This is a genomic window from Streptomyces sp. NPDC023527, assembly GCF_055560115.1.
Genome location: NZ_JBVHJJ010000018.1, coordinates 105,691 through 114,658, shown reverse-complemented (window position 1 = coordinate 114,658; position 8,968 = coordinate 105,691). Strand labels below are relative to the sequence as shown.

7 protein-coding genes are annotated in these 8,968 nt (G+C 71.5%); 6 read left to right on the top strand and 1 reads right to left on the bottom strand.

Translation table 11 applies throughout. The annotated features are described in order from the left end of the window. Positions 1-88 precede the first annotated feature (88 nt). The 4 genes from ACZ303_RS29800 to ACZ303_RS29785 all read left to right on the top strand — a co-directional run bounded on the left by ACZ303_RS29800 (position 89) and on the right by ACZ303_RS29785 (position 5,156). Positions 89-2,071: an AMP-binding protein gene (locus tag ACZ303_RS29800; protein WP_467343587.1), complete on the top strand. Its 1,983-nt coding sequence runs from the start codon at positions 89-91 to the stop codon at positions 2,069-2,071. Between the two features lie 225 nt (positions 2,072-2,296). Further along, complete coding sequence (locus ACZ303_RS29795; protein ID WP_467343586.1) at positions 2,297-3,049, top strand: SDR family NAD(P)-dependent oxidoreductase; 753 nt, start codon at positions 2,297-2,299, stop codon at positions 3,047-3,049. A 188-nt stretch (positions 3,050-3,237) separates the two neighbouring features. Further along, the gene (locus ACZ303_RS29790; protein WP_467343585.1) at positions 3,238-4,461 is read left to right on the top strand and encodes a pyridoxal phosphate-dependent aminotransferase; all 1,224 of its coding nucleotides are present in this window, start codon (positions 3,238-3,240) and stop codon (positions 4,459-4,461) included. Further along, positions 4,461-5,156: a tryptophan 2,3-dioxygenase family protein gene (locus ACZ303_RS29785; protein ID WP_467343584.1), complete on the top strand. Its 696-nt coding sequence runs from the start codon at positions 4,461-4,463 to the stop codon at positions 5,154-5,156. Before ACZ303_RS29790 ends, ACZ303_RS29785 begins: the two co-directional genes overlap by 1 nt. 76 nt (positions 5,157-5,232) lie before the next feature. On the opposite strand, the gene ACZ303_RS29780 is transcribed toward ACZ303_RS29785, so the two are convergent. Beyond that, positions 5,233-5,994: a thioesterase II family protein gene (locus ACZ303_RS29780; protein ID WP_467343583.1), complete on the bottom strand. Its 762-nt coding sequence runs from the start codon at positions 5,992-5,994 to the stop codon at positions 5,233-5,235. Between the two features lie 143 nt (positions 5,995-6,137). Between ACZ303_RS29780 and ACZ303_RS29775 the strand changes: the two genes are divergently transcribed. Both ACZ303_RS29775 and ACZ303_RS29770 read left to right on the top strand, forming a co-directional pair. Then, positions 6,138-6,446, top strand: coding sequence for an acyl carrier protein (locus ACZ303_RS29775; RefSeq protein WP_467343582.1), 309 nt, complete (start codon positions 6,138-6,140; stop codon positions 6,444-6,446). Further along, positions 6,443-8,779 (top strand): amino acid adenylation domain-containing protein, encoded by a 2,337-nt coding sequence (locus ACZ303_RS29770; RefSeq protein ID WP_467343581.1) that lies wholly within the window; start codon positions 6,443-6,445, stop codon positions 8,777-8,779. The genes ACZ303_RS29775 and ACZ303_RS29770 overlap by 4 nt, the downstream gene beginning before the upstream one ends. Positions 8,780-8,968: the final 189 nt, after the last annotated feature.

Below are 8,968 nucleotides of genomic sequence, written 5' to 3'. Positions count from 1 at the left end.
TCGCGCCCGGTCGGCGGCCGGGCACGGCGCCCGTACCGTGCAGCCACGACGCCTGCGCAAGCACCCCTAGCGGATACGGAGGGCAGCGATGACCGAGAGTGAGGACACCCCCGAGTACCTGGTGGTGCTGAACGACGAGGAGCAGTACGCGATCTGGGTCAGCGACAAGCCCCTGCCCGGCGGCTGGCGGGCGGAGGGAGCCCGGGGCAGCAAGGACGCCTGCCTCGACCACATCGAGCGGGTCTGGACCGACGTGCGGCCGCTCAGCGTGCGCAAGCGTCTGACCATGGACGCAGAGTTCGCGCCCGTGCACCGAACGATCGCCGACCGGGCAGTCGAGACCCCGGATGCGCCGGCCGTGACCGACGAGTGGACGAGCCTCACCTACCACCAGCTGGTCGACCGCGCCGACGAGCTGGCCGGCGTCCTGGTACGGCAGGGCATGCGCAGCGGGGACACGGTGGCAGTACACATGCAGCGCAGCGCCGCGCTCGTGGTGGCGCTGCTGGCGGTTGCGCGAGCCGGCGGCGCCTCGCTGATGCTGGACGTCGGAGGCCCGAAACAGTGGCTGACGGGCTTCGTCGACAGGGCACGGCCGGTGGCCTGGATCACGCACGAGGAGGGCGCGGAGCCGCCGTTCACGGGGACCGTGTACCGCCTCGACGCTGGCGGGAGGCCGACGGCGGGCGCCGCGGCGACCGGTGCACCCGTGGCAAACCTCCCTGATGTGGGACCGGAGGACCTGGCCTGCCTGGTGCAGACGTCCGGATCGACCGGAGAGCCCAAGCTCGTGCTGGTACCGCACCGCACCTGGTCCTACGCGAGCGCCACGCAGCAGCGCCTGCACAGGATCGGCCGCGATGTGCGCGGCGCCTGGCTGTTCCGCTCACACACCAACGTCTCCGTCAGCGTGGAGATCTGGCCATGCCTCGCCGCCGGAGCCCACCTGTCGGTGCCGCCTCAGGAGGCCGTCACCGCGCCGGAGGAGCTCGCGGCTTGGATCCGCGAGCAGCGAATCACCCAGTTCTTCGCCGTCGCCCCGCTCGCCGAGTCGCTGGCGCGGCTCGACTGGCCGCCCTGCGAGCTGCGGCTGATGCTCACCGGCAGCGACCGGGTGCGCGAGTGGGGCAGGCCGGACCTGCCGTTCGAGATCGGCAACTGGTACGGAGCGAATGAGGTCAACATCGTCACCTCGCCGATGATTCCCTGGGAGGAACGCGTCACGTCGGCGACGGCCAGTGCCGCCGACCGGGCCGGACTGCCGCCCATCGGACGCGTGTGGCCAGGCGCGACCTGGCGGGTGGTCGACGCGCACGACCGACCGGTCGCCCCCGGTGAGGTGGGCGAACTGCTCGTCGGCGGGCGGCAGCTGGCCCTCGGGTACTTGTCGGCGCGGGCGACGGCGGAGAAGTTCCTGCCCGACCCGCAGGCGGCAGAGCCGGGCGCGCGTATCTACCGCACCGGCGACCTGGTGCGCGTCCGCGCGGACGGGCTCCTCGAGCACTGCGGACGCGCCGACGAGCAGGTGAAGATCAACGGCATGCGGGTCGAGATGGCAGAGGTGGAGCGGGCCATGTTGGCCTGCCCCGGCATCCGGGAGGCTGCTGCCACCGCCATCCGATCCCCCTCGGGGCGGGCCCAGTTGGTCGGCTACCTGGTGACGGATGCGCCCGTCGTCGACGCCGAGCTACGACGCACGCTGGCTGACGCCCTGCCGCCGCACATGGTGCCGGTGGCGTTCGTGCGGATGGAGCGGCTGCCCCGCAACCGCGGCGACAAGATCGACCGCCGGGCGCTGCCGCACCCCGACTCGGTGGCCGCAGGCGGCGGGGACGACCTCGACGCGCTGGTCGCCTCGGTCCTGTCCGACGTGCTGGCCCGGGACTCGTGCGCGCCGGACGACAACTTCTTCCTGCTCGGCGGCGATTCGCTACTGGCGGCCACGGCGGCACGCCGGCTGAGCCGGAAGGCAGGGCGGCCGGTGTCGGCGCAGGATGTGTTTCTGTACCCGACACCGCGGGAGCTCGGCGGCTTCCTGCGGACATCGGCGGTGGAGCCGCGCCCGAGCTGATATGGCGGATCGACACGGCGCAGATACGGTTCCGGCCGGGAGCGGCGCACGTTCCCGGCCGGAACCGTATCTGCTGTGGTACCTCTCCCAGTCCCTCCCTTCTGCTGGCCGAAGGGCACTCACGCCGACCGGAGCAGGGCGGGCGAGCGGAAGCATTCCCGACAGATCACATGCGGGGCGGCTCGCGCCAGGGGAGGGTTGGTCGCGACTGATCAGGAGGTGGAAATGGCCGACCAAGGCAGAGTGATTGCGGTCACGGGCGCGGGCTCGGGGATCGGGCGAGCCGTCGCTGGGCGACTCGCAGAAGCGGGCGAAACCGTGATCGCCATCGGCCGCCGACCGGAGCCTCTGGCGTCGCTGGTCGCCGACCAGGCGGACGGAGGAACGGTGCTGCCGGTGCCGATGGATGTCGCAGAACCCGCGGCACCAGAGCGGCTGCACGCCCTCGTCCGAGAGCGCTTCGGCCGACTCGACGGCCTCGTCAACTGTGCGGGCCTGGCCCGCTTCGCCCGCCTGGAGGCGGCCGACCTCGGCGACCTGGACCGGATGCTGGCGGTCAATCTGCGGGCGCCTGTGGCGCTGATCCAGGTGCTGCTGCCAGCTCTCACCGAGGCGCGCGGCAGCGTCGTCAACGTCACGTCCATCGGCGGCGTGCTGGCGATGCCCGGCCGTTCGCTGTACGGGGCGAGCAAGGCGGCGCTCAACAGCCTCACGCGCTCGCTGGCCCGCGAACTCGCCCCGGACGTCCGTGTGAACGCCGTCCTGCCTGGCCCCGTGGACACTCCCATGTACGACGATCTGGGCCTCGGCCCCGAGGAGACCGAAAGCCTGCGGAAGACCCTGCTCGACAGCACGCCGATGGCCCGCTTCGGACAGCCGGCCGACGTGGCTACGTGGGTCTGCGCGCTGCTGGACCCGAAGCGGTCGGGCTGGACCACGGGCGCCCTCTTCACCGTCGATGGCGGGCGGAGTGCGTGACCTGAACAGCCGGAGTCGGGTCGGTAGCAGGCGAGGTCGAAACACGAAGCCCTGCCGCAGCTCGACGGCCAGTTCTTGGCGGCGGGACCAGCCAATACATCGGTACTACGGCCACCTCTGACACCCACCCGGCTGCCGCCCACTGCACGATCAACCACCCATCCTTCTGGATACACAGGAGCAGGCCCATGACCGAGCTGGTCGAGCACGATCTCCGCTACTCGGTGGAGCGGGTACCGCAGTCCAGTCTGCACGCGGTGTTCCGCGCCTCGCGGCGCTGGACCGACACCCATGGCCGCGAGGCCAATGCCTTGCACGTCGGAGAGCCCGCGTTCGGTATGCCGCCGACCGCCATCGAAGCGATGTGCCGGGCACTGCGCGACGGCCGCTGCACATACACCAGCGCCGAGGGCATGCCCGAGCTGCGCGAGGCCCTGGTCGCCAAGCTGGCGGCGCAAGGCGTCCCCACCACCGCGGATCGCGTCTTTGTCACCCCCGGCTCGTGCCAGGGCCTCACGGCTGTGGGCGCGGCCGTCCACGCCCCCGGAGCGGCCTGGATGATCCCCCAGGTGCACTGGCCGATCTACCGCCAGCAGGGGGTACTCAACGGATACGAGGTCGTGGGCTATCCGCTCGGCCCCGGCTACGCCCTCGACGTGGCGGCCGTCGCCCGGGCCGCGACGCCGGCTACCCGGGCGATCGTGGTGAACTCGCCCGCGAACCCGACCGGCGCGGTCGCCGACCCGGCCGCTCTGCGCGAGCTCCTGGCGCTGGCCGCCGAGCGGGACTGGATCGTCGTCAGCGACGAGGCATACGAGGACTTCGTCTACGACGGCACGCACCTGCCGCTGGCGGCGCTGGAGGCAGACGTCGAGCCGCACCGGCGGCGCGCGTTCTCCGTCTTCACCTTCTCCAAGAATTACGCCATGACCGGCTGCCGGGTCGGCTATGTCGTCGCGCCTAACGACGAGTTCGCCGGTCTGCTGCGCCGGGTGCAGGAAGGCTCGATCATCGCCCCGCCGACGCCCGCGCAGATCGGCGCCCTCGCCGCGCTCGGCGATGGCGGCGCCGTCCGCGCCAACGTCGCTGCGGTGCGCGCCTCCCGGGACGCCGCCATGGGGGAGCTCATCGCAGCTGGCCTCATCGGCGCCCCTCCAGCGGGCGGCTGGTACGCCCTGCTGGACATCGCGTCCTCGGGCCACACCGCCACAGAGTTCGCCGACCGGCTGCTGGCTGAGCACGGCGTGGCCGTCGCGCCGGCGGCGGCGTTCACCGTACCCGGCGACCCGAGCACCCGCAGCGTGGTGCGCATCTCCTTCGCCGGCGACAGGGCCCGGCTGCTGGAGGGCACGGCGGCGCTGGTAGGGGCGTGCCGCGAGTGGGGTGGCGAGCGAGCGGCGGAGCGGGTGTGATGAGCGAGTTGACGTACGCGAGCTACATCCGCGTGGACGAGCTGCTCAGGCTGCAGCAACTCCGCTCGCCCCGGGAGACGCCGACGACGCGCGCCTGGGAGCACTTCTTCATCGTCACCCACCAGACCAGCGAGTTGTGGCTGGCGCAGGTGCTGCTCGACCTCGACGAAGCGGTTCCGGCGCTGAAGGCGGGACAGTACGCGGACGCTGAGGAGTGCCTGCGGCGGTCGGTGGCTGTGCTGGACGTCATGGCGGCGAGCCTGGACACCCTGGCCGTCATGCCGCCGGGACAGTTCGCCCGCTTCCGCGGCGAGCTGGGGCGGGCGAGTGGTGGCCAGTCCGCCCAGTTCGCGGCGCTCGACCAGCGCCTCGGCCTGGCTGCGGACGGCGATTGTCCACTGTATGAGGCGCTGGTGGCCGCCTGCGCGGCCGAGGACGTCTCGCTGCTGGACCTGCTGCGGCCGGGCGAGCCCGGCCATTGCGAGCTCGCCCGGGTGGTGCCGGCCATGCTCGACCTGGCCAGGAAGACCTGGAAGTGGAAGGTGATGCACCTGGAACTCGTGGCCAAGATACTCGGCCACGGCCAGCGGGGCACGGGTGGCACATCGGGTACGGCGTACCTTGCCGACCGGCTGGCGATGCCGTTCCAGGAACTGTGGGCGGCCGTGTCGGCGGTCCACAGGCAGGCCGGTTGAGCAGGCAAGTCGACGACCTGCCCGAGGGCTGACCCCCGGGCAGGTCGTTCGGCGTGCAGGGCCGGTGATCGTGGGGTCAGGCGCCGGTCGCCAGGGCCCGGCGTATGGCCGCCGCCAGCTCCGCCGGCCGACTACCCGGCAGGTCGTGGCCCCCCGCCAGCGACACGGCCCGGAACGGCCCGGTGGTCAAGGCCGACCAGGCGTCGATGTGGGCGGGGTCGATGGCGTCGTCGTCGCGACCGAACACGGCCACTGTCGGAGCCGAGATGCGCTCGGCGGGCCCGCCCTCGAACAGCTCCAGCTCGTAGGTCTCGATGAGCTCGTAATCAGCGCGCACGACGGGCTCGTAGATCTCGAGCAACTCCTCGTTGGCGAGGATCTCCGGCGGGAGGTACCCGTCGGTCTCGACCTGCTTGAGGAAGTCCTGCTGCGGAAGTGCCCACGTGGGATCGCGCCGGACGCTACCGGGCGCCGCGTGCGAGGACGCGACCAGCCCCCGCACCTGGGCGGGGTCCAGGCGCCGTGCCACCTCATAGGCGATCGCCGAGCCGGCGCAATGGCCGTACAGCACCACCGGCCGTCCCTGGGCATGGCGGACCAGTTCGCCGGCGAGCTTGTCGGCAAGCACCGGCATGACGGTCTCCGCTGGATCCCCGAGCCGGGACTCCCGTCCCGGGAGGCGCACGCCAAAGGTGTCGAACGCGTCCGCAAGCTCGACGCATAGCCGACGCACTGCGGCCGCCCCGGCGCCGGCGTGCGGAAAGGCGTACAACGCGCACTCTTTGGTCGCACCGCGAGAGACACCGACGAACCAACGACTCTTCGTGTTTGTTCCCATGTACGTGAGCATGACCAGGGCCCGCGGCCCACGGGCGGCAACCCTGACTGACCTCTGAAAGATCCTCGGACAGCGGCGAACCGCCACGGCGAGACTGACACCTCGATACGCCGGAGAACACCGTGAGAGGACGCGAGCAAGTGGTGAACGACATCGGATCGGCCGGGACAGCGAGCCCTGATCACGATGGCCACGACGGCTCGGAGCGTGGGCTGCTGCGTGCCCAGGTGCGGGCCCGGTGGGCCGACGCGCTGAGGCACGACGGCTTTGGCGACGACGACGACTTCTTCGAAGTCGGCGGGCACTCCCTGCTGATCGCCGACATCATGGCCAAGCTCGGGGCGCTGGCCGGCACGCGGCTGTCGCTCCGGCTCTTCTTCGACCACCCGACGGTGAACGAGCTGACCGACGCACTGACGGCCCACGAGACCTTCAGGTCGCTGGCCCGATGAGCGCCCCGCCGGCCTCCGCCACAGGCGCCCCCCGGGGCGAGTGGAACGAAACCGAACGGCCCTTCCGCGACGACGCCACGATCCCCGACCTTCTCGCCGAAGCCGCCCGGCGGCACCCGGACCGCCCGGCGATCGTGACGTCCGACAAGCGGGTCCTGACCCACGGCGAGCTGGACCGCCGCGCCAACCGGATGGCCCGGCTGCTGCGCGACCTCGGACTGGGCCGGGACGCCACCGTGGCCCTCTACGGCGAGCGGGACGCGTCGGCCCTCGTCGGACTGCTGGCCGTGCTCAAGTGCGGCGCCGCCTACGTACCGCTCGACGCGTCGTGGCCCGCCGACCGGGTGATCGGGCTGCTCAAGCAGCTCGACGTGGCCGCAGTGCTGACCGACCGCGCGCACCTGCGCTCTGTGCAGGAGCTCCGGTGGGAGGTGCCGTCGCTGCGCCACGTGCTGTGTCCCGACATCCCCGAGGAGTTCTCATGGTCGGCCACCCTGCAGCGTAAGCGGGTCGCGGAGTTCTTCGACTTCGTGGCCGACTCCCCCGACCAGCTCGAGGCCGCCGGCTTCAACCTGCGCCGCTCAGAGCGTCCCTTTGACGAACAGGACGTCCTGGGCTACCGCGACCACGTAGCCTCGTTCGTCCTGGCCGCGACGGCAGCGGAGCGGCCCGCCATCCTCGAGATCGGGTGCGGGTCCGGCCTGATCGTCGAGGCCCTGGCACCGCAAGCGTCCCGCTACGTCGCCCTCGATCCCTCACCGGTGTCCGTGACCCGGAGCCAGGAGGGCGGCGTCCGCGCCGGGGGCGAGGTCGACGGCGTGGTGTGCTTCGCCCACGAGGTCGCCGAGCAGGTGCAGGGCCCGTTCGACGTCATCATGCTGGCCAGCACGGTGCAGTTCCTGCCGGACCTGGACTACGTGATCAGCGTCCTCGAGTCGCTCCTCGGGCTGCTCGCCGACGACGGCGTCATCGTACTCGCCGACCTCATCGACCCCGAGTTCGGCACCAATTCCGGCGTCCAAGTGTCGCCCCACTTCATTGAGCGCCTTCCCGAGCTCCTGCCCAGGGTGGCCCAGGCCGCCGTCCACCGCCGCCAGGCCGAGGCGTTCGCCGGAGAGCTGGCCCAGCGGTACGACGCCGTGATCCGCGTGGCGCCGTCCAGCGACCGCACGGCGCCGGGGCGCGAGCCGCTGTGGACCGGACATCACGTCGCCCTCCGCTCGACCGATCCCCTCCCTGCCGGTCCGACGGCCCAGGACATCGGCTACACCATCTTCACGTCCGGCTCGACCGGTGCGCCCAAGGGAGTCGTCGTCACCCACCGCTCGGTGGTGAACCTCATCGAGTGGCTGAACCGCACCTACGAGGTCGAGCCCACCGACAAAATCCTCTTCGTCACGTCCTTCTGCTTCGATCTCTCGGTCTACGACATCTTCGGCGTGCTGGCCGCCGGCGCATGCGTGCGACTGGCGTCGGCAGCAGAACTGGCCGAGCCGGACAGCCTGGTGGACCTGCTCGAGCAGGAGGACATCACCATCTGGGACTCGGCGCCCGCCGCCCTGGCCATGGTGATGCCCTTCGTACAAGCCCGTGAGCCGACCGGACGCGACACGCTCCGCCTGGTCCTCCTGAGCGGAGACTGGATCCCGGTGCCGCTCCCCGACCAGATCCGGGCCGCTTTCCCGGCCGCCGAAGTGGTGGCGCTGGGCGGCGCCACGGAGTGCACCGTCTGGTCGAACCACTACCGCGTGGGCAACGTCGACCCAGCATGGCCGAGCATCCCCTACGGGAAGCCGATGCAGAACGCCCGCTACTACGTGCTCGACGGCGGCCTCCGGCCCTGTCCCATCGGCAAGGAGGGCGATCTGTACATCGCCGGCGAGTGCGTGGCCCTGGGCTACGCCAGGTCGCCCCGCCTCACGGCCGCCCAGTTCCTGCCCGACCCTTGGGCCCACCGACCCGGGGAGCGCATGTATCACACCGGTGACCGCGCCCGCTGGCTGTCGAACGGCGACCTGGAGTTCCGGGGCCGCCTCGACGACCAGGTCAAGGTGCGCGGCTACCGGATCGAGCTGGGCGAGGTGCAGAGCGCCCTCTTGCAGTGCTTGGGCATCCGGGCCGCATCGGTGGTGGCGCCCTCGGGCCCGGGCGGACGGACGCTGGCCGCCTTCTACGTCCCGACGGCCGAGCCGCTTCCCAAGGCCGAAGTCGTCGGCGCCCTGCGGGCGATCCTGCCGTCGTACATGGTTCCCACGCGCATCGTCGCCCTCGACGAGCTGCCCCTGACCAGCACGGGCAAGGTCGACCGGGCGGCCCTCCTGCGCCGGCTGTGAACCGCCCCGGGTGCATCCAACCCGACCCCCGAACCCGATGGAAAGGCATGGCGATGACGACAGGATCCGCTGGGTCGTCCGAATCCCCCCTCATCGCGAGGTTCTCGCGGCGCCGACTGTTGGTCGCCGCAGCTGGTGCCGCAGGCATCGCGGCCCTCCCCACAGAGGCTCAGGCCGCAGCCCGGACGT

Bases quoted from the DNA above. Each gene is read 5' to 3' on its own strand.
- ACZ303_RS29800 (WP_467343587.1), top strand. From the start codon at position 89: ATGACCGAGAGTGAGGACACCCCCGAGTACCTGGTGGTGCTGAACGAC.
- ACZ303_RS29785 (WP_467343584.1), top strand. From the start codon at position 4,461: ATGAGCGAGTTGACGTACGCGAGCTACATCCGCGTGGACGAGCTGCTC.
- ACZ303_RS29770 (WP_467343581.1), top strand. From the start codon at position 6,443: ATGAGCGCCCCGCCGGCCTCCGCCACAGGCGCCCCCCGGGGCGAGTGG.
- ACZ303_RS29780 (WP_467343583.1), bottom strand. From the start codon at position 5,994: ATGGGAACAAACACGAAGAGTCGTTGGTTCGTCGGTGTCTCTCGCGGT.
- ACZ303_RS29795 (WP_467343586.1), top strand. From the start codon at position 2,297: ATGGCCGACCAAGGCAGAGTGATTGCGGTCACGGGCGCGGGCTCGGGG.
- ACZ303_RS29790 (WP_467343585.1), top strand. From the start codon at position 3,238: ATGACCGAGCTGGTCGAGCACGATCTCCGCTACTCGGTGGAGCGGGTA.